Source organism: Croceicoccus sp. YJ47, assembly GCF_016745095.1.
Classification (GTDB): Bacteria; Pseudomonadota; Alphaproteobacteria; order Sphingomonadales; family Sphingomonadaceae; genus Croceicoccus.
Window position 1 is genome coordinate 1,471,453 of record NZ_CP067087.1, and the last position, 24,910, is coordinate 1,496,362.

28 protein-coding genes are annotated in these 24,910 nt (G+C 66.7%); 11 read left to right on the forward strand and 17 right to left on the reverse strand.

All coding sequences use genetic code 11. The features are described 5' to 3' along the window. The first annotated feature begins 15 nt into the window (after positions 1 to 15). Both erpA and xth read left to right on the forward strand, forming a co-directional pair. Positions 16 to 348 (forward strand): iron-sulfur cluster insertion protein ErpA, encoded by a 333-nt coding sequence (gene erpA, locus JD971_RS07185; protein ID WP_202086938.1) that lies wholly within the window; start codon positions 16 to 18, stop codon positions 346 to 348. 10 nt (positions 349 to 358) lie between these two features. Further along, on the forward strand, positions 359 to 1,135 hold the full coding sequence (gene xth, locus JD971_RS07190) for an exodeoxyribonuclease III (RefSeq protein WP_202086940.1): 777 nt from the start codon (positions 359 to 361) through the stop codon (positions 1,133 to 1,135). Positions 1,136 to 1,217: 82 nt separating this feature from the next. Here xth and JD971_RS07195 read toward each other — a convergent pair whose 3' ends face one another. The 7 genes from JD971_RS07195 to JD971_RS07225 all read right to left on the reverse strand — a co-directional run bounded on the left by JD971_RS07195 (position 1,218) and on the right by JD971_RS07225 (position 5,544). Then, the gene (locus JD971_RS07195; protein WP_202086943.1) at positions 1,218 to 1,919 is read right to left on the reverse strand and encodes a cell wall hydrolase; all 702 of its coding nucleotides are present in this window, start codon (positions 1,917 to 1,919) and stop codon (positions 1,218 to 1,220) included. Positions 1,920 to 2,123: 204 nt separating this feature from the next. After that, the gene (locus tag JD971_RS07200; RefSeq protein ID WP_371809723.1) at positions 2,124 to 2,513 is read right to left on the reverse strand and encodes a DUF1491 family protein; all 390 of its coding nucleotides are present in this window, start codon (positions 2,511 to 2,513) and stop codon (positions 2,124 to 2,126) included. Beyond that, complete coding sequence (locus JD971_RS07205; protein WP_236672331.1) at positions 2,470 to 2,988, reverse strand: PaaI family thioesterase; 519 nt, start codon at positions 2,986 to 2,988, stop codon at positions 2,470 to 2,472. The genes JD971_RS07200 and JD971_RS07205 overlap by 44 nt, the downstream gene beginning before the upstream one ends. 1 nt (position 2,989) lies before the next feature. Next, positions 2,990 to 3,451: a PTS sugar transporter subunit IIA gene (locus JD971_RS07210; protein ID WP_202086945.1), complete on the reverse strand. Its 462-nt coding sequence runs from the start codon at positions 3,449 to 3,451 to the stop codon at positions 2,990 to 2,992. 177 nt (positions 3,452 to 3,628) lie between these two features. After that, entirely contained in the window at positions 3,629 to 4,144 is a 516-nt protein-coding gene (gene hpf / locus JD971_RS07215; RefSeq protein WP_371809744.1) for a ribosome hibernation-promoting factor, HPF/YfiA family, read from the reverse strand. A 143-nt stretch (positions 4,145 to 4,287) separates the two neighbouring features. Then, positions 4,288 to 4,980 carry a DNA polymerase III subunit epsilon gene (dnaQ, locus tag JD971_RS07220; RefSeq protein ID WP_202086947.1) on the reverse strand — a complete coding sequence of 231 codons (693 nt, stop codon included), beginning with the start codon at positions 4,978 to 4,980 and terminating at the stop codon, positions 4,288 to 4,290. A gap of 60 nt (positions 4,981 to 5,040) precedes the next feature. Beyond that, positions 5,041 to 5,544: an EF-hand domain-containing protein gene (locus JD971_RS07225; protein ID WP_202086948.1), complete on the reverse strand. Its 504-nt coding sequence runs from the start codon at positions 5,542 to 5,544 to the stop codon at positions 5,041 to 5,043. Positions 5,545 to 5,765: 221 nt separating this feature from the next. Between JD971_RS07225 and JD971_RS07230 the strand changes: the two genes are divergently transcribed. Both JD971_RS07230 and JD971_RS07235 read left to right on the forward strand, forming a co-directional pair. Beyond that, positions 5,766 to 6,821: a ligase-associated DNA damage response exonuclease gene (locus JD971_RS07230; RefSeq protein ID WP_202086949.1), complete on the forward strand. Its 1,056-nt coding sequence runs from the start codon at positions 5,766 to 5,768 to the stop codon at positions 6,819 to 6,821. A gap of 18 nt (positions 6,822 to 6,839) precedes the next feature. Continuing rightward, positions 6,840 to 8,441, forward strand: coding sequence for a cisplatin damage response ATP-dependent DNA ligase (locus tag JD971_RS07235; protein WP_202086950.1), 1,602 nt, complete (start codon positions 6,840 to 6,842; stop codon positions 8,439 to 8,441). 15 nt (positions 8,442 to 8,456) lie between these two features. On the opposite strand, the gene JD971_RS16835 is transcribed toward JD971_RS07235, so the two are convergent. The 8 genes from JD971_RS16835 to JD971_RS07275 form a co-directional block, all read right to left on the reverse strand. Beyond that, positions 8,457 to 8,765 (reverse strand): UDP-N-acetylglucosamine 2-epimerase, encoded by a 309-nt coding sequence (locus JD971_RS16835; RefSeq protein ID WP_256435299.1) that lies wholly within the window; start codon positions 8,763 to 8,765, stop codon positions 8,457 to 8,459. A gap of 35 nt (positions 8,766 to 8,800) precedes the next feature. Beyond that, entirely contained in the window at positions 8,801 to 9,559 is a 759-nt protein-coding gene (locus tag JD971_RS07245; protein WP_202086954.1) for a UDP-N-acetylglucosamine 2-epimerase, read from the reverse strand. After that, positions 9,552 to 9,833 carry a DUF167 family protein gene (locus tag JD971_RS07250; RefSeq protein WP_202086955.1) on the reverse strand — a complete coding sequence of 94 codons (282 nt, stop codon included), beginning with the start codon at positions 9,831 to 9,833 and terminating at the stop codon, positions 9,552 to 9,554. The genes JD971_RS07245 and JD971_RS07250 overlap by 8 nt, the downstream gene beginning before the upstream one ends. Next, positions 9,826 to 10,455, reverse strand: a complete 630-nt coding sequence (locus tag JD971_RS07255; RefSeq protein ID WP_202086956.1) for a gamma carbonic anhydrase family protein — start codon at positions 10,453 to 10,455, stop codon at positions 9,826 to 9,828. Before JD971_RS07255 ends, JD971_RS07250 begins: the two co-directional genes overlap by 8 nt. A gap of 28 nt (positions 10,456 to 10,483) precedes the next feature. Further along, entirely contained in the window at positions 10,484 to 12,691 is a 2,208-nt protein-coding gene (locus JD971_RS07260; RefSeq protein ID WP_236672333.1) for a fused MFS/spermidine synthase, read from the reverse strand. Continuing rightward, positions 12,688 to 13,281, reverse strand: a complete 594-nt coding sequence (locus JD971_RS07265) for a GNAT family N-acetyltransferase (protein WP_202086958.1) — start codon at positions 13,279 to 13,281, stop codon at positions 12,688 to 12,690. Before JD971_RS07265 ends, JD971_RS07260 begins: the two co-directional genes overlap by 4 nt. After that, entirely contained in the window at positions 13,274 to 14,317 is a 1,044-nt protein-coding gene (gene hemB / locus JD971_RS07270) for a porphobilinogen synthase (protein ID WP_202086959.1), read from the reverse strand. Before hemB ends, JD971_RS07265 begins: the two co-directional genes overlap by 8 nt. Positions 14,318 to 14,390: 73 nt before the next feature. Beyond that, positions 14,391 to 15,908, reverse strand: coding sequence for a M23 family metallopeptidase (locus JD971_RS07275; protein WP_236672334.1), 1,518 nt, complete (start codon positions 15,906 to 15,908; stop codon positions 14,391 to 14,393). Between the two features lie 228 nt (positions 15,909 to 16,136). On the opposite strand from JD971_RS07275, the gene JD971_RS07280 reads away from it, so the two are divergent. From JD971_RS07280 to JD971_RS07305, 6 genes are all read left to right on the forward strand, one after another. Then, positions 16,137 to 18,722 (forward strand): helicase-related protein, encoded by a 2,586-nt coding sequence (locus JD971_RS07280; protein ID WP_202086962.1) that lies wholly within the window; start codon positions 16,137 to 16,139, stop codon positions 18,720 to 18,722. 13 nt (positions 18,723 to 18,735) lie between these two features. After that, on the forward strand, positions 18,736 to 19,044 hold the full coding sequence (locus tag JD971_RS07285; RefSeq protein ID WP_236672335.1) for an RNA-binding S4 domain-containing protein: 309 nt from the start codon (positions 18,736 to 18,738) through the stop codon (positions 19,042 to 19,044). A gap of 74 nt (positions 19,045 to 19,118) precedes the next feature. After that, complete coding sequence (fdxA, locus tag JD971_RS07290; protein WP_202086964.1) at positions 19,119 to 19,457, forward strand: ferredoxin FdxA; 339 nt, start codon at positions 19,119 to 19,121, stop codon at positions 19,455 to 19,457. Positions 19,458 to 19,736: 279 nt separating this feature from the next. Further along, positions 19,737 to 20,267 (forward strand): CarD family transcriptional regulator, encoded by a 531-nt coding sequence (locus tag JD971_RS07295; protein WP_202086966.1) that lies wholly within the window; start codon positions 19,737 to 19,739, stop codon positions 20,265 to 20,267. Between the two features lie 217 nt (positions 20,268 to 20,484). Next, on the forward strand, positions 20,485 to 21,201 hold the full coding sequence (locus JD971_RS07300) for a head GIN domain-containing protein (protein ID WP_202086968.1): 717 nt from the start codon (positions 20,485 to 20,487) through the stop codon (positions 21,199 to 21,201). A 173-nt stretch (positions 21,202 to 21,374) separates the two neighbouring features. Beyond that, complete coding sequence (locus tag JD971_RS07305; RefSeq protein ID WP_371809724.1) at positions 21,375 to 21,602, forward strand: hypothetical protein; 228 nt, start codon at positions 21,375 to 21,377, stop codon at positions 21,600 to 21,602. A gap of 22 nt (positions 21,603 to 21,624) precedes the next feature. Here the strand turns inward: JD971_RS07305 and JD971_RS07310 are convergent, their stop codons facing one another. Continuing rightward, positions 21,625 to 22,578 (reverse strand): L-threonylcarbamoyladenylate synthase, encoded by a 954-nt coding sequence (locus JD971_RS07310; RefSeq protein WP_202086970.1) that lies wholly within the window; start codon positions 22,576 to 22,578, stop codon positions 21,625 to 21,627. A gap of 50 nt (positions 22,579 to 22,628) precedes the next feature. Between JD971_RS07310 and JD971_RS07315 the strand changes: the two genes are divergently transcribed. Beyond that, entirely contained in the window at positions 22,629 to 23,468 is an 840-nt protein-coding gene (locus JD971_RS07315; protein WP_202086972.1) for a DUF815 domain-containing protein, read from the forward strand. 4 nt (positions 23,469 to 23,472) lie between these two features. On the opposite strand, the gene JD971_RS07320 is transcribed toward JD971_RS07315, so the two are convergent. Then, positions 23,473 to 24,855 (reverse strand): sorbosone dehydrogenase family protein, encoded by a 1,383-nt coding sequence (locus JD971_RS07320; protein ID WP_202086974.1) that lies wholly within the window; start codon positions 24,853 to 24,855, stop codon positions 23,473 to 23,475. Positions 24,856 to 24,910: the final 55 nt, after the last annotated feature.

The window sequence follows — 24,910 nt, forward strand, 5'->3', positions numbered from 1 at the left end:
CCTATCTTGGGAGGCATGGAACAAGCGCCCATCAGCCTCAGCCCCGCCGCCGCGCAACGTGTCGCCGCCATCGCCAGACGGCAGGAGCAGCCCGCGATGCTGCGCCTTTCGGTGGAAGGCGGCGGATGTTCGGGGTTTCAGTACCGATTCGGCCTCGCCGACACGCGCGAGGATGACGATATCGCGGTGGAGGAGGACGGCGTGACCCTGCTCGTCGATCCGGTCAGCCTCGATCTCGTGCGCGGCAGCACCGTCGATTTCGTCGAATCGCTCGGCGGGTCGGCGTTCCGGGTGGAAAACCCGATGGCCGCCGCCGGTTGCGGTTGCGGCTCCAGCTTCGCGGTGTGATGCCGCATCCATGAAAATCGCGAGCTTCAATATCAACGGGGTGAAGGCACGCCTGCCCCGCCTGCTCGAATGGCTGGACGAGACGAAGCCCGACGTCGCCTGCCTGCAGGAGATCAAATCGTCGGACGAAACCTTCCCCGGCGATGCGTTTCCCGACGTGGGATACCAGGCGATCTGGCACGGGCAGAAGGGTTTCAACGGCGTCGCCATACTGACCCGCGGGGACGAGCCGGCGCGTGAAACCATGCGCGGCCTTCCGGGCGATGACGAGGATGTGCAGTCCCGCTATCTCGAGGCGGAGGTCGGCGGCGTGTGGATCGCGTGCATCTACCTGCCCAATGGCAACCCGCATCCCGGCCCGAAATTCGATTACAAGCTGCGCTGGTTCGAACGGTTGCGCGCCCGCATGGCGGATCTGCGCGCGCAGGAAATTCCGTCCGTGGTGTTCGGCGATTACAACGTCATACCGCAGGACAAGGACGTGTGGTCCCCACAGGCGATGGCGGGCGATGCGCTGATGCAGCCGGAATCGCGCGATGCATATTTCCGCCTGCTGCACGATGGATGGACCGATGCCATCGACACGCACCATCCGCAGGGCGGCATCTGGACGTTCTGGGACTATCAGGCGGCGGCGTGGCAGCGCGACCACGGCTTTCGCATCGACCATGCGCTGCTGTCACCCGAACTCGCCGACCGGCTGGTGGCGAGCGGCGTCGACCGGGAGTATCGCGGCCGGGAAAAGAGCAGCGACCACACGCCGGTCTGGATCGAACTGGCGGACTGATCCGCCGCAGTTTGCGAACAAGGAAAAGGCCGCCGGGAATGCCCCGGCGGCCTTTTTGCCATCGCGATGCGCCGATGCGCGTTCAGCGATAGAAGATGTGGTTGTCGATCTGCGCCAGCTTCGTCATGCGATTGCGCCAGCCGGGCGCGACATAGCGAGCGTGAAAATAAAGCGCGCCGTCGATTTCCGATTCCCAAGCGTCCTGATGCGCGATGAGAGCGAGCTTCTTCGCCTTTTCCCAGGCGCGGCTCGCGGTGTTGATGCGGGGCATGCGGCCACCGCGCACGAAGCTGAACTGCGAACGCTGATAGACGACGCCGCAATAGCTGTCGGGAAACTTGCCGCTTTCGGCGCGGGCGATCACGACGCGGCCCACGGCCAGCTGTCCGGCGAGCGATTCGCCCTTCGATTCGAAATAGATTGCCCCGGCGAGGCATTTCAGCTGCTCGTCCAGTGTGGCGGGTGCCGCCACCGAAGAGACAAGCTCGCCCAGCGAATTCGCGCCATGGGCGGCCAGGGCGGTTTCCTCGGCCGGTTCCGGCTGCGGCGGCACGGTTTGAACCATCGGTTCGGACACGAAAACGGTCTTAGTTTCGCTCTCGCCCTCGGTCGGGGTCGGAGCGGGGGCGACCATGTCGATCGCCTCTGCGGTCTGGGCCGCGACGGCCTCCGGCGCGTAATTCACGACTTCCGCATTGGCACGGGAACTCTCCGCGCCGAACATCATTACACTCAATGTTGCGACCAGCGACATCACGCTGGCACCCTTAAGCTTACGGCTCATCGACTATCGATCTTGAGCGGTGAACGTCCTGCGCAATGCGTTTCGGGACAAGAGCAGCCGATCCCGCAGCTACTCGCTTGTAACTTCCCGAAATGACACTGCCGGCCATTCCCCGTCTGCGCGCTCATCGCACAGGCGGAATTGCCTGCACGACTGCCTACGCGTTTCGTCCGGGTCGCTCTTTGGGAATATGGCGCAAATGTGTCAAGCTTCGCGGGGCGATAGGCCGATGAAGCGTTCAGCCCGTGCGATATCCAGCTCTATTAACCATAAATCGCGGTCCTGCGCGGACCTCCGATTCAGGTAATCATGAAATTCCTGTTTATTTTCAACATCTTCCGACTTCGTCAGGGTCCATGCCCGATTTCCGTCCAATTGGGGCATCCGTTCATAGAGACGCGAAGTTTCACCCGGGCCGCGCATCACGACCATAATCGTGCCCGCATCGCGCTCCCCCCTTTGCAGGATCGTTGCAAAGCCGCCTTCACCATTCACGGAGCGCAGGAGGCCGGAAATTTCCAGATGGGCGGGGAGACGGCCTTCCATCGCCCTAATCGGAGCGAATCGATTCGCGCGAATCAGGATTACGGCCATCCGCGAGCCGATAGCCGGGCAGTCCGGACAGCGCGATCTGCGACCGCATGAAGGTGCCGGTTCCGCGCCCGACTTCCACCCCGTCTTCATCGACGAGCCGCGATTCCGCGACGAGAACACGGCGGCGCCCGCTGATCCACTGGCCCTCCGCGACGATCCGCCCGGCATGAACCGGACGGCTGAAATGCAGGTTGAACGCGGTGGTCAGCAGGAAACGGTCCGACACCATGGTATTCGCGGCGTAGAAGGCCGCGTCGTCCAGCATCTTGAAATAGAGCGTGCCATGCGCGGCGCCCGCGGCGTGGAAATGCCGCTCGTCCACATCGAACACGATCCTGGCCACGCCCTCGCCCCCGATCGTGAGCCGCGACGGAAAGGTCGAATTGATCGGCGCGGACCGGTACAGCGATTCCAGTGCGCGCCAATGCGCCGCCGCGCCGGCACCAGAATGTCCGTCGGCGCCGTGCTCCGCCATGTCAGGCCGCATCCTGCGCGCTGCCATCCGACAGGAGCGCATAGGCCGCCTCGTCGTTCGGCGCATCGATCAGCCGTTCGCGCACCCGGTCGTCGCGCATCAGCCGCGAAATCGCCGCCAGCGCGTGAAGATGTTCCGCCCCCGCCCGCATCGGCGACAGCAACCCGAAGGCCAGATCCACCGGCAGCGTATCGGCGGCATCGAAATCGACCGGCGCCGCCACCCGCACCAGCGCGCACACCGGTTCCGAGATGCCCGCGATCCGCGCATGGGGCATGGCAACGCCGCGGCCGAAACCCGTGCTGCCAAGCTTTTCGCGTTCTTTCAGCCCGGCCAGCACCTCCGCGCTGTCCAGCCGATAGGCATGGGCAAAGCGATCGGCCAGGTCGGAGAGCAGCTGCGCCTTGGTCTGGGCGGTGCTGCGGCCGATGGCGGCGGGGGCGATGGTATAGGTCGGGATCATCTTTTCTTGTCGAACAGCGTTTCACTCGATGGCCGGGCGAAAGGGCCCGTGATGATCAGGCGACGCGGGCCGGCGCCGTCCTGTTGAGAACGGCCGCCGCCCGCCAGACTATAGCCCGCCCGGCAACCGAAGCCTTATCAGGCTCCGGTCATGCCCCAAGAAGGCGGCACGCGGCGTTCAGGACGGGGAAACCCACCCGATCGAACCATCTGCGCGGCGATAGACCATATTATGCCGTCCGGTGCCAGAATTTTTGAAGAACAGCGCCGGCGTATCCTGAAGATCGAGCATCATCACCGCGGTTGCGACCGAAGTTTCGGGAATGTCGACCCGCGTTTCGGCGACAATGGCGGGCGCATCGGAGGTGACTTCCTCCTCCTGCTCTTCCTCGAACACGGTATAGGCGGCTTCTTCGCGCTTCTGCGCCTCGCCGGCGTGCTGATGATGGTCGTTCAACCGGCGCTTGTACCGGCGCAGCTGCTTCTCGATCTTGTCGGCGGCCTTGTCCACGGCCTGATGCGCGTCCTGCGCATCGGCGTGCCCCTTGAGGATGAGACCCTGCGTCACATGGGTCACGATATCGGCGGTAAAGCTGTCGTGCGGCCCCTTGCCGATGGTGACGTTGGAGGAGATCGCTCGCTTGAAATACTTATCGACAATATCGCTTAAACGCTGGCTGGCGTGATCCTGCAAGGCGGCGCCCGTTTCGACCTGATGACCGGAAACGCGAATATCCATCGATAACTCCTTTATCTTTAAAATCCCTTTGCGCCGGGACCGGGGCGCCGCCGCATGACGCGGCGATTCGGTAATGAACGAATGCGCCGGGGCAGGCCTCAGGCCGTTTCCCAGAGCGGATCGTTCAATGTCGCAACAAAGGCCGCGTGGCGGGATAGTTCCGCCGCACTGGCCGCATGGGGGCGGGGCGTGCGGAAAACGCGGTCCACCCGCACCGGCATCGGCGCGCTTTCGTATGTCTGCGCCGCCTGGTCGAGCGCGGCCAGCTCCAGCCCGATCTGCCGCCCGCCGGTCAGTTCCACGTAAAGCTGCGCCAGCAATTCGGCGTCGAGCAGGGCGCCGTGCTTCGTCCGGTGGCTGCGGTCGATGCCGTAACGGGTACACAGCGCGTCGAGCGAAAGCTTCGCGCCGGGGTGCTTCTTTTTTGCAAGGGCGATGGTGTCGACCATCCGGCTGTCGCAGATGGGCGCGCGTTCGCACAGGTTCAGCTCCGCATTGAGAAAGCCGAAATCGAAGCGGGCATTATGCGCGACCAGCGGCGCATCCTCGATAAAGGCGAGGAATTCCTCGGCTCGTTCGTGGAAGCGTTCCTTTTGCGAAAGAAACCCGATCGACAGGCCGTGCACGGCCTCCGCCTCCGCCGGCATGTCGCGGTCGGGATTGAAATAGGCATGGAACACGCGGCCCGTCGCCACGCGATTGACCATTTCCACACAGCCGATCTCGACCATGCGATCGCCGCTATGCGGGTCAAGGCCGGTGGTTTCCGTATCGAAGACGATTTCACGCATGAGGCAACTATGCGACCTGCGTGCGATGCTGGCAAGTCGGCGCAGCCCCTTAGCCCGCGTTCAATCCTGCGGAAGGAGCGTGTCCGCCTCTCCGGAGCCGGAGCGTTCCCATTCCTCGCGGCTGATATGGCCGTCACCGTCGAGATCGCGGCGTTGAAAATTCGTGTTGGCCGCGCCGACATATTCGGCAAGCGTGAGCGTGCCGGTGTTATCCTGATCGGCGAGTTCGATCAGCCGTTCCGAGGACAATGTGCTCAGCCGCCCGATCGCGGTGCGCGCGGCGTCCAGTTCCTCGACCGTGAGCGTTCCGTCGCCATCGCTGTCCATCGCCTCGAACGTGCGGGACCATCCTTGCGCATATTCGGCGGACGACACGAAGCCATTGCCGTCCGCGTCCAGCCCGTCGAAAGAGAACATGCGGCGCGTGCCGTCCGGATTTTCGGTCGCGGCGGGAACGGGGCTGGCAACATCGGGGGCGGTGGTATCGTCCACCTCGGTCTGCGGGCCGGTGTTCTTCTCGCCGCATGCGGAAAGCGCGCCCGCCAGCATCAGGGACAGCAGCAACGCGGGCGCGGCCCTTTTCCGTGTCCGGCCCTCGATTCGCCTGCGCATTCCTTCGATCCCTTCTTCTGCCGACCCTGCCGCCGCTATTGCGCCCATACCCCTGCGGCGCAAGATAGGACCTTCGCCCGGCGGTGCAATGGCGCGATGACGGACATCGCGGCACCGATCTTAACGCAGCGTGGCCGGAACGAATTGCCCGGCCGGTCCATTTCCATCGGACCATGCCCGCCGCCTTGCCCACATCCGTATCAAGTGCCGAGCCGGCCCGCCCGTTCGGGTGGATCCGCGCCGAACCGTGGGGCATTCACGTCGTGCCCTGCGATGCCTGGGTCGACCCCGCGCGCGAGGTCGCGACCGCTCTCGTCACCCATGGCCATGCCGATCATGCGCGCGGCGGGCACGGGCGGGTGTTCGCAACGCCGGAAACGCTGGCGATCATGCAATTGCGTTACGGCGTGGGGGCGGATGGCGGCAGCGAAGGTGTGCCGGTCCCCTTGCGCGAACCGGTCGATCTGGGTTGCGGCGTGACGGCGACTTATTTTCCGGCGGGGCACGTGCTCGGCTCGGCGCAGATCCTGCTCGAACATAGGGGCGAACGGGTGGTGGTGACGGGCGATTACAAGCGCCGCGCCGATCCGACCTGCGAATTGTTCGAGGTGGTGCCCTGCGACATCTTCATTACCGAGGCGACATTCGGCCTGCCCGTTTTCACCCATCCGCCCATTGGCGGCGAGATCGCCAAATTGCGCGATGCGCTGGCCGCCAATCCGGACCGCTGCGTCGCGGTGGGCGCCTACGCGCTGGGCAAGGCGCAGCGCGTGATCGCCGAATTGCGCGCGGCGGGCCATGACGATCCGATCTACCTGCACGGTGCGCTCGAAAAAATGTGCGCGCTTTACGAAGAGCACGGCGTGAATCTCGGCGAATTGCGGCCCGCCACCGGCGCGACGAAGGACGCCATGCGCGGGGCGATCGTCGTGTGTCCGCCCGCCGCGCTGAACGACCGGTGGAGCCGCCGCCTGCCCGATCCGATCACCGCGATGGCATCGGGATGGATGCGGGTGCGGCAACGCGCGCGGCAGCGCAATGTCGAATTGCCGCTTATCATTTCGGACCATGCCGACTGGAACGAACTGACCGCGACGATTACGGAGGTGAACCCGCGCGAAAGCTGGATCACCCACGGGCGGGAGGAAGCGTTGCTGCGCTGGTGCCAGCTGCATCAGCGGCGCGCACGGGCGCTCGCCATGGTGGGATACGAGGACGAGGATGACTGAGCGCGGGGCGATCCGCTGATGCGCGCGTTTTCCATCCTCATGGACCGGCTGACCTATACCAATGGCCGCAACATGAAGCTGTCGCTGATCGCGGATTATTTGCGCGATACGCCGGACCCCGATCGCGGCTGGGCGCTTGCCGCCTTGACCGATGCGCTCGACTTTCCGGCGGTGAAGAGCAGCACGGTGCGAAAACTGCTGACCGAGCGGGTGGACCCGGTGCTCTATGCGCTGAGCCGGGATTACGTTGGCGATACGGCCAAAACGGCGAGCCTGCTGTGGCCCGCGCCGGATGCGCAGGATGTGGTGCCGGACGCGCTTTCGGTGGCCGATACCGTCGCCATGCTGCGCAGCATGACGCGCGCCACCGTCATGACGGAACTGCCGCCGCTGCTCGACCGGCTGGACGCGAACGAACGCTACGCGTTGATCAAGCTGGCGACGGGGGCCATGCGCATCGGCATTTCCGCGCGGCTGGCCAAGGTCGCCTTTGCGCAGGCGTTCGACGTGTCCGTCGACGCGGTGGAGGAATACTGGCACGGGCAGGAGCCGCCCTATACCGAATTATTCGCCTGGGCCGCCGATGGCGCGGAGCCGCCGCGCACGGATCTGCTGCCGCTGTTCCGGCCCTTCATGCTGGCCCATCCGCTGGAAGAGGCGGAGGTCGACATGGCCGAATATGTCGCGGAATGGAAATGGGACGGCATCCGCGTGCAGATCGTGCATGTGAATGGCGAGACGCGGGTCTATTCCCGTTCGGGCGACGATATTTCCGCGACCTTTCCCGAGATCGCGGGCGCCCTCCCCTTCCCCGCCGTGCTCGACGGCGAATTGCTCGTGCGCGGGACGCACCAGGGCGGCGAGGAAGGCGGCGCGGCCAGTTTCAACGCGTTGCAGCAAAGGCTGGGCCGCAAGACCGTGTCGAAGAAAATGCTGCGCGAGGCGCCTGCTTTCGTGCGGCTTTACGATGTGCTGCTGCTCGACGGTGAAGATTTGCGGGAATGCGCGTGGGAGGACCGCCGCGCCCGGCTCGAGGCGATGATGGACCGCCTCGATCCCGAACGGTTCGACCTGTCGCAGATCATCCCCGAAAACGATTTTGCAAACCTCACCGCCATACGCGAGAAGGCGCGCGACGACGCGATCGAGGGCGTCATGCTGAAACGCCGGACATCGCCCTATGTCGCGGGGCGGCGCACCGGGCTTTGGTACAAGTGGAAACGCGATCCGCTGCTCATCGATTGCGTGCTGATGTATGCGCAGCGCGGCTCGGGCAAGCGGTCCAGCTTCTTTTCCGATTTCACCTTCGGATGCTGGTCCGGCGATCCCGATGCGGATGGCGAACTGCTCCCGGTGGGGAAGGCCTATTTCGGGTTTACGGACGAGGAGCTGAAAATGCTCGACCGCCATGTCCGCGGGCACACGATCAATCGCTTTGGCCCGGTGCGCGAAACGGACAAGTCGCTGGTGCTCGAAATCGCATTCGATTCGGTGCATGACAGCAAGCGCCACAAATCGGGCCTGGCCATGCGCTTTCCCCGCATCCATCGCATCCGCACGGACAAGCCCGCGCACGAGGCCGACCGGATCGAAACCCTGCGCGAGATGGTCCGCGACTGATCCTGTCTCGCGCGCTCAGCCCGCCTCTTTCGTCAGCACCGCCACGATCCTTTCGGCGGCTCGGCCATCGCCAAACACCGGATCGGGCGCGGGCCTGTCGCGTGACAGCATCGCCCGCGCCGCGGCGAGAATCGCGGTCTCGTCATGTCCCACCAGCGTGGCCTGCCCGTGGTGCAGGATCTCGCCCCGCTCCGTCACATCGCGCAGCACGACGACGCCCCGGCCCAGCGCGACGGCCTCCTCCTGTATCCCCCCGCTGTCGGTGAGCACCATGCGGCACGCGTCCATCAACCGCAGAAACGCGAAATAGTCGAACGGCGGCACCACCGCCACGTCGTCGCAATCCGAGAGCCGTTCGGTCAGGATGCGGCTCTGCGGTAGGGATGGGCCGGCAGCACGACCGCAATGTCCCGCGAGAGGGTGCACAGCGCCTCCGCGATCGCGCGCAGGGCCGCCGCGTCATGTTCGCGCCGATGCACCGTGGCCAGCGCAAAGGGACGCCCGGCAAAGCGTGCGAGCACCGCGTCCGCCGCCGTGCCGCGCGCGGGATCGCGGCGCAGCATTTCGCGTGCCATGCGCTGTGCATCGATGACCGTGTTGCCGGTCACGTGCACATGGGCGGCGGGCGTGTTTTCGGCGAGCAGATTGGCGCGCGCCGCCGGCGTCGGCGCAAAGTGCCAGCGCGCGAGCTGCGTGATCGTCCGCCGGTAGCCTTCCTCCGGCCAGGGTTGCGACAGATCGCCGCTGCGCAGCCCCGCCTCCACATGGGCGACGGGTATGCCGCGGTGAAAGGCACATAATGCCGCCGCCGCCGCGCTCGCCGTGTCCCCCTGCACGATGAGGCAGTCGGGCCGCCCCCGGTCCATCACCGCACCAATGCCGGTCAGCAGCGACGCGAACAGGCCCGACAGCCCGCCCGCCGGCGAGCGATGCAACGTGTCATCGGCGCAAAGGCCGAACGCGTCGAGCAAGCCAGAGCCAAGATCGCGATGCTGCCCCGTGTGGCAAAGGCGGCTGTCCACGCCGGCATCGTCGCGCAACGCGCACAGCACCGGCACCAGCTTCACGATTTCCGGACGCGTGCCCAAAACGGTCAGAATGCGCAAAGCTTCAGCCATGCGCGATCCGGAAGCGTTTCAGCCGCGACGTCTGCCCGTCGATCAGCATGACGCGGCCCTTCGCCACGCCCATGGCACGCGCGATCAGCGCGGCAACCGCCGCATTGGCGCGGCCATCCTCGGGCACGGCGCGCACGCGGGCGGACACCGTGCCATCCGCGATCCGCAACGCGTCGCGATCGGCGCGCGGCGTCACGCGCACGGCCAGCATGTCGCCTGTCATCGCCGCCCGGATGGCATCGGCATCGGGCAGTTCGGGCGCGGGTCTAGCCAATGGCCTTTTCGATCTCTGCCTTGTGGCGGCGGGCATTTTCCACGTAATGCGCCGTGCCCGTCGCCATTTCGGCAAGCGCACCGTCGGACAATTCGCGCATGTGTTTGGCCGGGCTTCCGGTCCACAGTTCGCGGGCGCCGATGGTCTTTCCCGCGGTCAGCATGCCATTGGCGCCGAGCATGCCCTCACGCTCGATCTTCGCGCCGCTCAGCACGACGGCGCCCAGCCCGACAAAGCCGCGATCCTCGATCTCGCAACCATGCACCATGGCGAGATGGCCGATCAGCACGTCCTCGCCGATGATGGTGGGATAGCCGTCGGGATGCCCGGCATCGGGGCTGTCGCAATGGATGACGGAGCCATCCTGCACATTGGTGCGCGCGCCGATGCGGATATGGTTCACATCGGCGCGGATGACGCAATTGTACCAGATGCTGACGTCGGGGCCGATCTCGACATCGCCGATGATGCGGCAACCCGGCGCGATGAAAGCGCTGTCGTGGATGCGCGGGCGCTTCCCGCCAAACGGCAGGATCGTCACGCCCGGACGCGGATTATGGCGACGCCGGGACCGCCCGCGCAGGCGGTTGCGGGTGCGGCGGGGAAGGCTCGGTTTGGGCATGAAATGTCCTTTCGTTCGCGGCTTCGTTCTACCAGCGGATCAGCGGCAGGATCGACGCATTGTCGTCGGTCCACGCGCGTCGGGCGGGCGGCGGCAAGGCCTCCCAATCGGTCTGGCTCTCCTGTTCCAGCGCATTGAGCACCGCTTCGTTCCGGGCGAGCGCGATCCAGATCGACGGGGTGATCGCCTCGCCCAGACCGGTGAGGTCGCGCCGCACCCGCCCGTGCCAGCCATCGGCGCGGGCCAATGCGGCGATCATCGGCGACAGGTCGATATAGCGGTTGGAGACATGGACCATCAACACGCCATCCTCCGCGAGCGCCTCGCCATAGGTGGCGAAGGCTTCCTTCGTCATGAGATGCATCGGGATGGAATCGGAGGAAAACGCATCGATGGCGAGCAGGTCGAACCGCCCGCGCGGCTGCTCCGCCAGCTTGAGCCGGGCATCGCCGATGACGACATCCGCGTCCGGCGCACAATCGCGCAGGAAGGTAAACGTCCCGCCCTCCGAATAGGCGAGCACGGTGGGGTCGATCTCGAAAAAGGTCCAGTCCTGCCCCGGCCCGCGATAGCAGGCGAGCGTGCCGGTCCCCAGCCCCACCACGCCGACCTGCGCACCCGGACCCAGCAGGGCGTCGGCATTGTCGAGCGCGAGACCGATACCGGCGGAATGACCGTAATAGCTCGTCGGTTCATGCGCGCGGACAGGGTCGGTCCATTGCTGTCCATGCAAGGTGGTGCCATGGGTCAGCTGCCGCAGCGCGCCATCCTTCGCCAGCGTGACCTCGTAGATCCCGAAATAGCTGCGCGTGCGTGCACCGTCGAGGCTTTTGCCCATGGTCGCCCAGCCGCCGTTCCCGATCATCAGCGCGGCAAAGATCGCCGCAAAGGCCCAGCGCACGCCCAGCGCGATCACGCCCAGCGCCGCCATCACGAACACCAGGATCAGCAGGAAATCCGCCTGCGTCAGCGCGTCGAGCGAGGCGATGCCCCACGCCACCAGCACAGCGGCCACGACGAGGCCGACCATGATGCGCCGGCGCGGCAACCCGTCCCAGAACCCCTCCGCCATGGGGAGGATCTGCCGGTCGCCGAGCAGCCATGCCGCGCAGAGCAGCAGGATCGCATGTTCATAGACCCAGTCGAACAGCACCGGCGCGACGAGCGCGGTGAACACCCCGCCCAGCGCACCGCCCGCCGCCACGACGAGGTAAAAGAACGTCAGTTGCGACGGATCCGGCCGCAACAGATAGAGCCGGTTGTGAAGCGCGACGGCGAGGATGAAGAGAAGCGCCACCATCGCCAGCGCCACCGCCGGATTGGATTGCCCGCCCGATCCCATGGCGAGGCTCCCGACGAGCAGCAGCATCAGCGGCGCATAGCGCGACAGGATCGCGGCCCAGTCGCCGCCTTGCGAAAACGCGACCGAAAAGCTCAGGAGATAAAGCCCGAGCGGAATGACCCAGAGCAGCGGCATCGCCATGATGTCGGTCGTCAGCAATGTCGTCGTCGACAGCATCAGCCCCGACGGCACCGCCGCCAGCGCGACCCACATCGCGATGCGGCGCGGCGAAACCGGTTCGGCAGACGGCGCGTCATCCTCCGCCACCGCGTCGACCGGGGCATCCGCTCCGCCGCGCCAGCGCGACGCGGCGGCCAGCGCGACCAGCACGAACAGGAGCCCGTATCCCGCCGTCCAGATCCAGCTTTGCACCCCCAGCGAAAACCGCGGTTCGAGCCAGAGCGGACAGGTCAGCAATCCTGCAAAACTGCCGAGATTGGACGCGGCATAGAGCGGATAGGGATCGCCCGCTGCGCTCGACGCCGCGAACCAGCGTTGCATCAACGACGCCTGCGCCGAAACCAGCAGGAACACCGGCCCGATCGTGACCGCGAATAGTGCGGGCACCCAGAGCACCTCCCACCCCGGTGCGGGCGGCGGCAGGTCGGCGAGCGCAATCGGCAGCGTCAGCCCCGCCAGCGCCATCAGCCCCAGATGCCACACCGCCTGCCGCCGCACCGGCATTCGCGACAGCGCATGGGCATAGGCATAGCCGCCGAGCAGCAGCGCCTGAAACACCAGCATGGCGCTGTTCCAGACATTGGGCGCCCCGCCGAGCAGCGGCAGCGCAAACCGCGCAACGAGCGGCTGCACCAGGAAAAGCAGGAAGCTCCCTGTCAGGATGACGAGCACGAACAGGGCGCGGCGCGGCGGCGTGGAAACGATGGCGGTCACTGTGCGGCCCAATCCTCGCGGGTGATGTCGTAGACGATGATGTTTTCCGCCCATGCGGCGTCGCCCTCGGCGCGAAAATCGCGGGCCGCGCGGCGTGTCATGCCGAGCCGTTCCATCAAGCGCCGGCTCGCCATGTTTTCGAGCACGGTGAGCGCGATCACATGCGGCGCCCCGAAACGCTCGAACGCGAGGGCCAGCGATTTTCGCGCGGCCTCCGCGGCATAGCCATGGCCCCACGCATCCTCGCGCAGGCGCCAGCCGATCTCCATCTCGCCGATGGGTCCGGGTTCGAGATTGGACCGCTTCAACCCACAGAAGCCGAGCAATTCGCCCGCCATATGTCCGCCATCACCCTTGCGCGTCACGGCCCAGAAGGTGAAACCATGATCCGCGCGATAGGACAGCAGCCGGTCCCTGACCGCTGTTTGCTTCTCCGCGTCGAGCACACCGCCGAGCCAGCGCATGACGGCGGGCGTGTTGGTGTGCCGGAAAAACGGCGCCCAATCCGACGCCCTCCAGTCGCGCAGCACCAGCCGCGATGTTTCCACGTGAAACGCTTCGCCTGTGTCGGCGGCGTGGTCCTCAACCATTCAGCAGCTTTGCGACGAGAGGCGCGTGATAGGTGAGGACGCCCGTTGCGCCCGCGCGCTTGAACGCGGTCATGACCTCCATCACCATGGCGTCGCGGTCGCCTGCGCCGACCTTGGCCGCGGCCTCGATCATCGCGAATTCGCCGCTGGTATGGTAGGCGAACACCGGCACGTCGAAATTTTCGTATACGCGGCGCACGATGTCGAGATAGCAGGCGCCCGGCTTCACCATCACGCTATCGGCGCCTTCCTCGATATCGGCGGCGACCTCGCGCAGGGCCTCATCGCCGTTGGCGGGGTCCATCTGATACGTTTTCTTGTCGCCTTTCAACAATCCGGCCGACCCGACCGCATCGCGGAACGGGCCGTAGAACGCGCTGGCGAATTTCGCGGCATAGGCCATGATCTGCACATTATGATGCCCGCCATGTTCGAGCGCGTCGCGGATCGCGCCCACGCGCCCGTCCATCATGTCGGACGGCGCGACGATGTCGGCGCCCGCTTCCGCCTGGACCAGGGCCTGCGCCACGAGGCGGTCCACCGTCACGTCATTGGTGACATAGCCCGACGCATCGAGGATGCCGTCCTGCCCATGGCTGGTATAGGGGTCGAGCGCGACATCGGTCAGGATGCCGAGATCGGTGCCGGTCGCGTCGCGGATCGCGCGGATGGCGCGGCACATCAGATTGTCGGGGTTCAACGCCTCGCGCCCCGTCTCATCGCGCAGATGGGCCGGGGTATTGGGGAACAGCGCGACGCAGGGAATGCCCAATGCCGCTGCTTCCTTCGCCCGTGCCGCGATCACGTCGACCGAACCGCGCGACACGCCGGGGAGTGCGGCAACAGGCTCCTCCACCCCCTGCCCGTCGCATACGAAGAGCGGCCAGATGAGATCGGCGGGGCTGAGCCGGGTTTCGCGCTGCATCGCCCTGCTCCACCCATGCCGGCGCGTGCGGCGCAGCCGTTTGCGCCCGCGCGGATCGGAACGGAATTCGGGATGGATCGTGCCAGTTTCGGGTTTTGCGCTGTCGGTCATGGCGCGGGGTGATGCCCCAAGGGCGCCTGCGATGGAAGGGGCGAGTTGGTCCGATACGTGAATTCGGTCGCCCTCAATCCGGCGCGTTCGACAGGCGGTCGATCTCCCGCACCGGTTCCGCCTCCCGCGCCGCATCGGGGACGAGCGGACGCAGCGCGGCGCCCGGCTCGACCTCGCGCAATTGGGCAAGGCGGGCGCGGAACTGCTTCAGCTCGGCGCCGGACAGCAGGGCACGGGTCACGAACTTGACCGAGAGCGGGTCGATATTGCGGCCCCCGCGATACAGCTCGTAATGAAGATGCGGCCCCGTCGACAGGCCGGTGGAGCCGACATAGCCGATGACCTGCCCCCGCCGGACCGACGCGCCGTTCGACACCGCGATCCGGCTCATGTGGCTATACCCGCTCGCCAGCCCGCCGCCGTGATCGATGCGCACGTAATTGCCGTGCCCGCCATTGCGTCCGGCCCGGATGACGCGCCCGTCGGTCACGGCATAGATCGGCGTACCGGTCCGCCCGCGAAAATCGACGCCATTGTGCATGCGTTTGTATTTGAGGATCGGATGACGCCGCATGCCAAAACGCGACGAGATCGCCCCGTTGACCGGCGCGATCATCCCGCTGCGCAATTCGCCGGTACCATTGGCGTCGAAAAAGCGCCCCTCCCGGCCCCAGCGCAGCAATTGCGCCTTTGCCTTGCCGCCGCCCGACAGCCCGGCATAGAGGAGATCGCCAACCTCGACCTCGCCCGTGGCGGCGCGGCGATAGGCGACGATCATGTCGAATTCGTCGTCGGCGCCGACCACGCGATCGAGATCGACCGCCTCGTCCAGCGCGGCGAGATATTGCTGCACCGAGCGCGCCGGGGCACCCGCGGCACGCGCCGCGCGATAAAGCCCCGCGCCCACCTTGCCGCGAATGCGCAGCGGCGTATCGTCCACGCGGATCGGCTTGCGGATGAGCGCGAGCGGCCCGCCATCGCGCGCCACGCCAAGCTCCAGATCGAAGCGCGCCCGGAAATCGAGCCGCTCGAGCGGGCGCGGCATGTCGGGCGAAGGCCGCCGTCCCAGCCGCAGATCGAAGGCCGTGCCGTCCGCAATCGCATTTTCCGGCATCGCCCCGCCGATGAGCGCGGCGGCGCGCTCCGCATCGCCTTCGCCGACCCCGGCGCGGCGCAACATCGCCATCACGCTGTCGCCGGCGCCCAGCGTGCTGGTCAATTCCACCACCGGACGTTCGGGCGCCGCGGCCAGCGGCACGACCAGCCGCGATGGCCCCATCCGCCGCCCGCTATCGGCGCCAAGGGCCAGCGGCATGATCATCTGGCTGCGATATTCATCGCGTTCAGACCGGGTCAGGTTCGTGGTCGGCGCGGCACTCACGGTGGAAAAATCGGGCCAGAACGCCAGCGCCGCGGCCATCAGCGCAAGCATGATGCCCAGCGACCGGAACCAGCGCAACGTGCCGATCCCGCTGGCAAGATCGCTCACCAACCGGGCCGGTGGGCGCGCCAGTGCGGCGGCAGCACCCACGCCGCGCCGGCCAAATCCGCGCCGTCCCGCGTTCCGCTCGCCCTTGATATCCCCCGTCATGACCATCCTGATTTCGCGCGGGTTTTTGCACCCATGCGCCCGCCCTTGTTTTTCGATCCGCCTTCGACTGACGCAAATTCGTGGCGTTCAAAAGTTAATATCGCCTTGATCGCACGATGCCGTCGGCAGGCCGAGGCACAGATGCGGTGAACCGCAAGCATGCTGCTCCATGGGCCCTATCCGGCTCCACTTGCGGTGCGGCGGCGGTGGTGCCACATTGGGACGATCATGCATGACGGGGTCATCAAGGCGGTCCTGGGACCGACCAACACGGGCAAGACCCATCTCGCGGTGGAACGGCTCTGCGCGCATTCGAGCGGGGCCATCGGCTTTCCCCTGCGCCTGCTCGCGCGGGAGGTGTACGACCGGGTCGTCGCGATCAAGGGCGCCGACAAGGTCGCGCTCATCACCGGGGAGGAGCGGATCGAACCGCCCGGCGCGCGCTGGAAACTGTGCACGGCGGAGGCGATGGACCGCGATGCTGATCTCGCCTTCATGGCCATCGACGAGGCGCAGCTCGGCGCGGATCGCGAGCGCGGGCACGTGTTCACCGACCGCCTGCTCAACATGCGCGGGCGGGAGGAGACGATGATCCTCGGCTCGTCCGCGCTGGCGCCCGTGATCGACACGCTCATCCCCGAGGCGGAGATCGTCACCCGCCCGCGCTTTTCCACATTGTCGCATGCAGGACCGGTGAAGCTGAGCCGTGTTCCGCCGCGCAGCGCCATCGTCGCCTTTTCGGCCGAGCAGGTCTATGTCGTGGCCGAAATGCTGCGCCGGTTTCGCGGCGGCGCGGCGGTGGTCATGGGCGCATTGAGCCCGCAGACCCGCAATGCGCAGGTCGAACTGTTCCAGTCGGGCGAGGTCGATTACCTCGTCGCGACCGACGCCATCGGCATGGGGCTGAACCTCGATGTCGCGCATGTCGCCTTTGCCGGGCTTGCCAAGTTCGACGGGGTGCGCAGGCGGCGGCTCACCATTCCCGAAATGGCGCAGATCGCTGGGCGCGCCGGACGGCATCAGAAGGACGGCACCTTCGGCACGCTGGCGGGCGAAGGGGCGGAGTTTACCGAGGACGAGATCTTCGCCATCGAGGAGCATCGCTTTGCCCCGCTCGACCGGTTGTTCTGGCGCGACGCACGGCCCCGCATGGACAATCTCGGCATGTTGATCGGCGATCTGGAAGCCGCGCCGCATGACGATGCGCTGGCCGCGGCGCCCGAAGCCATCGACCTTTCCGTGCTCAAGATCCTGTCCTCCGACCCGGCCATTGCCGACACGGTGCGCGGGCGCGCGATGGTGAAGCGGTTCTGGGACGTGTGCTCGCTTCCCGATTTCCGGTCGCTGGGCGCGGATAATCATGCACGGTTCGTGGCGCGCCTGTGGCAGGATCTGTCGAAGGGGACGGGACGGCTGGGGCATGATTTCGTCGCCGGAAAGATCGCCGAACTGGACCAGACGAGCGGCGATATCGACACGCTTCAGGGACGCATCGCCGCCATTCGCAGCTGGGCCTATATCGCGCAGCGTCCCGACTGGGTGCTGAACCGCGAAGAGATGGCGGAGCGGGCGCGCGCGGTCGAAACCCGGCTGTCCGATGCGCTGCACGCACGGCTGACCGAACGGTTCGTCAATCGCCGCACCACGGTGCTGCTGCGCAAGCTCGGCGCGGATACGGGGCTCTTGCCGGTCAAGATCGACGATGAAAACGCGGTGCAGGTCGATGGCGAGGAGATCGGCAAGCTCGACGGTTTCCGGTTCGAGGTCGATCCGCAGGCGCGGCTCGAAACGCGGCGCCTGCTGCTCGCCGCGGCGGAGCGGCACCTGCCCGGCCTGCTGCAACGCCGGGCCGAGGCGCTGATCTCGGATTGCGCCGCCGATGCACCGGATGACGCGGCGCCCGTGTGGCAGGATGCGGAGATCGTATGGCGCGGCACCGCCATCGCAAAAATCGAGGGCGGACGCAGGCTGTTCGGTCCGAAGGTCCGGCTCGATCCCGGTCTCAGCCTGCTTCCGGCGCCGACCCGCGCGCGGATTGGCGAGGCGCTGACCGAATGGCTGCACCGTGCCATATCGCGCGATCTGAAACCGCTGCGCCGCCTGGCCGACGCGGCTGAGGACAAGGACGCCGGGCCGGAACTGCGCGCGCTGCTCATCGCCATGGTCGATGCGGGCGGCGTGGTCGCGCGGGATCTGTCCGGGCTCGACGCGCTCGACGAGGCGCAGAAACACCGCATGCGAAAGCTCGGGGTGAGGATCGGCGCGCTCGACCTCTTCGTGCCGGCGATGCTGCGGCCTGCGCCCTTGCAACGCTGGACCGTGCTCAGTGCGCTTTGCGGCGGGATGAAGCGCGCCGTCGCCGACCCGTTCTCGCCCGCGCGCGATGCCGACGGTCCGCCGCCTGTCGGATACCGCCGCGCCGGGCCGCAGCATATCCGCGTCGACATGGCGGAGCGGCTTCTTGCCGCCGCCCATGAGCGCCGGGCCCGCTGGGCCGGGCCGCCCCGCCGCCAGCGATCGAATCGCGCGGCGCCGCGAACCCCGCGCTTCACCCTCGACCCGACGCAGGCGCTTTCCATGGGCCTCACGACGCAAAGCTATGCGCATCTGTTGCGGCAGGCCGGCTTTGTCGCCGACGTTCCGCCCGCCCTCCCCGACCGGATGTTCGGCCCGCCCGCCCCGCCCCGCTGGCACTGGAAACCGCGGCGGCGTCCCGATGCGCGGCGCCCGCGGGCCGGGCCGAGCAAGCCCGGCACCCGCACGGTGCCGCGCGCCGGCAATCCGTTTGCCGAACTTGCCCAATTGCTCCCGTAACGGCGGCGGCGCGATGAAGCCCCCTGTCGATCCGCCGCGCGAAACCCTGCGGATCGACCGGCTGCTGTGGATGTTGCGCATGGCAAAGACGCGCAGCCAGGCGCAGGCGCTGGTCGCGAAGGGTCATGTGCGTTTGAACGGGCGGCGAGTGCTGCGCGCCGCGTGCGGGGTGGGCACCGGCGACGTGCTGGTCCTCCCCATGGCGAGCGGGGTGCGCGTCATCGCGATCGACGCCCTGCCCGCCCGGCGCGGCCCGGCGGACGAAGCGCGGCGCCACTATCATGAAATCGAGAGTGTCTCGCAACAAGCCACCGATGCTTGACGCCGGCCCAAAGCCGCCATAACCCGGCCTGAAACACCGATTAAGCGGCCAGCAAAGGGGCCAGGGGAACACGCATGACCTACGTCGTCACCGAAGACTGCATCAAGTGCAAATATATGGATTGCGTCGAGGTTTGCCCCGTCGACTGCTTCTATGAGGGCGAGAACATGCTCGTCATCAATCCCAGCGAATGCATCGATTGCGGCGTTTGCGAACCGGAATGCCCGGCTAAAGCCATCCTTCCCGATACCGAGAACGGGCTGGAAAAATGGCTTGAGCTGAACACGCAATATTCGGCGGAATGGCCGAATATCACGGTGAAGAAGGATTCGCCCGACGACGCCGACGCGCACAAGGGCGAAGAAAACAAGTTCGAGAAATATTTCAGCGCGGACGCCGGCGAAGGCGACTGATCGCTCCGGTCGGCGGGCTTTGCGGCGGCGGGCGCCCCTGCGCACAGCGGAGGGCGCGCGTCGTCGTGCGCAATACGCAAATGCTGGCGTTTGCGCTTGCACTGTGGTAATGGGGCGTCAGTGCCGGGCGATACACCCATCGTGCGGCCCCGTCAGTAACGGCGATATCCCGCAGATCTGACCTGCCATCGGGCCGGTGTCATCCGGTCGGGCGGGTTTTCGGTCCTCTCGATGCCCTATGGCATTTGTGGGATACGAACGCCATAGAAAGGACAATGCATGACTGCCAAGGCGAATGCCTTCGACGTCGGAGACTATGTCGTTTACCCCAAGCACGGCGTCGGCCGCGTCATCGAACTGCAAAGCCAGGAAATCGCCGGCATGCAGCTCGAACTCTACGTGCTGCGCTTCGAAAAAGAACGCATGACGTTGCGCGTTCCCACCAACAAGGTGGAATCCATCGGCATGCGCAAGCTGTCCTCGGACAAGACGCTGCGCGAAGCGATGGACGTGCTGAAGAGCAAGCCCAAGGTCAAGCGGACCATGTGGTCGCGCCGCGCCCAGGAATACGAAGCGAAGATCAATTCGGGCGATCTGGTGTCCATCGCCGAGGTCACGCGCGACCTGTTCCGCGCCGACGATCAGCCGGAACAAAGCTATTCCGAGCGTCAGATTTTCGAAGCGGCGTCGAGCCGTCTCGCCCGCGAGCTCGCGGCGATGGAAAACACGGATGAGCCGACCGCGCTCGCCAAGATTCTCGAGGTGCTGAACGAGCACGCACCCAAATATTACGAGCAGCAGCCCGCCTGACCCGGCGCTTCTCGATCGGAAAAAGGGCTGCCGGTCATGCCGGCGGCCTTTTTTTCGCGCAGGTGCCATGGGCGATGGGACGTGTTGCCCGTCGGTTTGCAATCGCCTCTTGTCGAATCGCGCTCCATATTCTCTGGAATGATACGCAGGGGTCGCAGCACGAAATGACAGACCGCGCCATGTCATGGCGCGCCGACGCCGAACGAGGAGTATCGCCATGCGTATTTCGACCGCGCCTTTGATCATGGCCCTGATCGCGACGACCGCCGCGTGCGGCGACGATACGAAAACCGTGTCGGGGCGGCAGGGCATACCGCTGAGCGAGCTTGAGCTCGACGTGCCCGCGCCCGATAGCCTGACCCTGCACGGACCCGACACGGTGACTGTACGGGAGGGCGACAAACTCGCCATTTCGGTCGATGGTGAACCGGAATCGAGCGATGCCCTGCGCTTCTCGATCGCCGATGGCACGCTCGTCATCGTGCGCAAGGGCACGACCGATGCACCGGCCACCGTCACCGTGACCATGCCGGCGCCAAGCAGCGTCTCGATGGCGGGAAGCGGCGAAGTACGCGTTCCCGCCCTTGCCGAAGGGGGCGCCCGGGTCACGGTTGCCGGATCGGGAACGGTGACCGCGCGCCAGGTGAAGACCGCGAAGCTCGACGTGCGCATCGGCGGCTCCGGCACCTTCGCCGGGACGGGGCACGCACGTGCGCTCAATCTCGACATTGCGGGGTCGGGCGTGGCGGACATGGGCACGCTGACGACCGAAATGGCCAGCATCAGCATAACCGGATCGGGCACGGGTCAGTTTCGGTCCGAGGGGACCGTCACGGCGACGATCGTGGGGTCGGGCCGGGTTCAGGTCGATGGAAATCCCGTGTGCGACATCAATACGCTGGGATCCGGGGCGGTTCTTTGCGCCGGTTCGTGATCGATTGAACCGCGTTCAGCATTCCGCCATCGGTCATGCGACAGCCTGAGCCGACAACGGCCTTGTTTTGCAAAGGATGGCCCATGGTTTCCCGGCGACGCGCGACGAGATGGGCAGTGCTGGCGGCGATGATACCGCTTTTGTCCGCCTGCCTTGCGAAGGCTGCTTTCGACGTGGCGACCGCGCCCGTCAGGGTCGCGGGCAAGGCCATCGACCTTGCCACCACGAGCCAGTCCGAAGCCGACGAGAAACGCGGCCGCGCGCTGCGCAAGCAGGAGGAGCGTCTCGGCGCGCTGGACCGGAAATACCGCCGTGCCCTGCGCGATTGCGACGACGGCGATGCGCGTGCCTGCGACCGGGCGCGCGTTCTGTTCGAGGAAATGGAACGCCAGCCGCGCTGACGCCCTGCGTGCTGGCGCGGTTTCAGAATGCGGCGCGGCGTAGTCGGTCGTTGATCGCGGCCCCGATGCCCTCGTCGGGTATGGGCGCGACGGCGATCCGCTCCTCCGCCGCGTGCGACGCGCGGTGGAGCGCGTCGTAAAGGCGGCTCCCCGCCTCCACCAGATCGCCGCCCGGCGACAGGTCGAAATCCCCGCGCACCGCTCCGAACCCGATGAGGAATTCCCCCGCCTCGGCATGAGAGGCGTTGAGCCGGACCGGCTTTCCCGGTGCGTAGTGGCTGCTGAGCTGGCCCGGTGCTTCGATGCCGGTGGACCTTTCGCCCGTTGCCGGCCCGAGCAGTCCGGCGATCGCTGCGCCGGTCACGGGACCGGGGCGGAGCATGCTCCACCCCCGATCGCGGATCGCCACGATCGTGGATTCGAGCCCGGCACGCGTCGGCCCGCCATCGACGATCATCGGCACGTTTTCCCCGAGCGAATCGCGGACATGCGCGGCACAGGTCGGACTGACCCCCCCGCTGCGATTGGCGGAGGGCGCGGCCAGAGGCGCGGCGCAGCGGGCCAGCACCGCCCGCATGACCGGATGCGCCGGACAGCGCACCGCAATGGTGGGAAGCCCGGCCCGCACCGCCGGCGCCAGCGGCGACGGATCGCGCGCCGGCAGGACCAGCGTCAGCGGCCCCGGCCAGAACCTGTCCATCAAAAGCGCCGCACGATGTCCGACATGGACCAGACGCCGCGCACACGCCCCGTCGGGCACATGCACGATCAGCGGATTGAACGAGGGCCGACCCTTCGCGGCATAGATCCGCGCGACCGCCGCTGCATCGTCGGCGCGCGCGGCGAGACCGTATACTGTCTCGGTCGGGAGCGCGACGATTTCGCCCTTGTCGAGCCGGGCGGCCGCCTCGGCAATGATCGCGTCCGGGACGGCGGCGGTGTCTTCGCCGGGATCAGGGTGTGTGGCGTCCTTCATTGCGCAGGTCTATAGGCTGCGCACACGCCGCTGGACAGGAGCAATGCGCGATGGGTGGGGAATCGGGTTCGGAACTTTCGGGACTGCTTTTGCGGATTGCCGACGCGCTCGACCGGATGGCGCCGCCGCCTGCGCCGCCTGTCGATCTGCATGCCGCCCCGGCCTATCGCTGGGACGCATCGGGGCTTACCGCGGTGCCGCGGATCGACGCGCCGGAGACGCCCCTGCTGTGCGGGATCGACCGGCAACGCGATGCGGTGCTGTCCAACATGCGCCGCCATGCCGCCGGGTCCGCCGCGCATGACGTGTTGCTCTGGGGTGCGCGGGGCACGGGAAAATCCGCGCTGGTCCGTGCCGCGGTGCGCGATGCGGCTGCGCATGGCGACATCGCGCTGGTGCAGGCGAGCGCGGACAGCCTCGACAGCCTTCCGCGCCTGCTTGCCATGTTGAACGACGCGGGGCGGCGTTTCGTTCTGTTCATCGACGACCTGGGTTTCGCGCCGGGCGAGGAACGCACCGTGCGGCAATTGCGATCGCTGCTGGAGGGGGGCGTGGCACCGCGGCCCACCAATGTGCGGCTCGCCGTGACCGCCAACCGCCGGGCCATTGTCGCGCGCCACGCGGGCGAGCAGGACGACCCGATCAATCCGCGCGACGCGGTGGACGATGCGCTGGCTCTTGCCGACAGGTTCGGGCTCGTGCTGGGCTTTCACGCGGTGTCGCAGGACGATTACCTCGCCATCGTCGCGGCCTATGCCGATGCCCATGCGCTGCACTATGAGACGGCCGATGCGCTCGCCTGGGCACAGCGGCGCGGGGCGCGGTCGGGCCGTGTCGCCCGGCAATTCGTCACCGAACTCGCCGGGCAGGCAGGCCGTAACCTCGGTTAAGAGGTCAGCGTGTCGGTTCGGACCCCGCCCTCGCCGACGCCGGTGAGCGCGCGCCCGTCACGCGCCAGATGATGCCCGCCGTATCGTCACTCACCAGAAGACCGCCCGCGTTGTCCCATGCGAGCCAGGTGGGACGGCCATGCGCATCCTCGCCATCCTCGGTCAGAAATCCGGTCAGCACGGGCAGCGGCGTTTCCCCTTCCGGATTGCCCCGCGCATCGAACGGCACGAACACCACGTCATAGCCCGATTTCGGCACCCGGTTCCACGACCCGTGCCGCGCCACGAACGCGCCCCGGTCATACGCGCCGCCAAGCCCGTTCCCGTCCGCAAACACCAGCCCCAACGGCGCCGCATGCGTACCCAGCGCATATTCCGGACGCCGCGTATATTCGGTGAGGAAATTGGGCATCGGCTCCTCGACCCGTTCGTCGACGTAGGTTTTCCAATACACCCAGGGCCAGCCATATTGCGCGCCCACGGGCACGTTCGTCAGATAATCGGGCGGAACGTCCGGCCCGATCATGTCGCGTTCGTTCACCGTGGTCCACAATTCGCCGCTCGACGGTTGAATCGCGAGCCCGTTCGGATTGCGCAGGCCTACGGCAAAGAGGCGGTGGCTGCGCGTCGCGAAATCATATTCGTGGATCGCGGCGCGGCCGGTTTCCTCCGCCATGCCGTTTTCGGCCACGTTGCTGGCCGAACCGACGGTGATGAAAAGCCGGTCGCCTTCTGCATCATAAAGCACGTTGCGGACCCAGTGATTGCCGCCACCGGGCAGATCCATGAGCTTTTCCGGCTCCGCCGTGATCCGCCCCTGCCCCACTTCGAATGGGAAGGACAGGAGCGCGTCCGTATTCGCAACGATCAGCCGCCCGTTGCGAAGCGCCATGCCGAAAGGCGAGTGCAAGCCGTCGAGCAGGACCGAGCGTTGATCCGCCTGCCCGTCCCCGTCACTATCGCGCAGCAACGTGATACGGTCCGCCGACACGCCGCCCGCCCCGACCCGGTCCATGAACAGCCCCATGATCCAGTCGGTGATACCGCCGCCATCCGCGCTCGCCGGGCCGCGCGTTTCGGCCACGAGCACGTCGCCATTGGGAAGCGTGAATACCGAACGCGGATGATCGAGCCCTTCGGCAAAGCGTGCGACGGAAAGGCCCGCCGCCGCCGTCGGCGTGGCATCCGCCGCCCACCCGGCCGGTTCGGCGAGTGCGATGCTGGGGAAGGTTTCCTCGTCCGCCTCGGCAATGACGGGGTCGGGGCCGGTCAGCTGCGCATCGGTATATTCGGCGCGGGTCGGGCGCAGAACGAGGTAGAAAATGATGGCCGCCACCAGGACGACAATGCCAATGACGATAATCGTCTTGCGGGTTTTCGATGTCATGGGCGAAGAATAGTCCGTGCCACGACCCCCGGCAATGGGCAGCTTCGCATTGCGT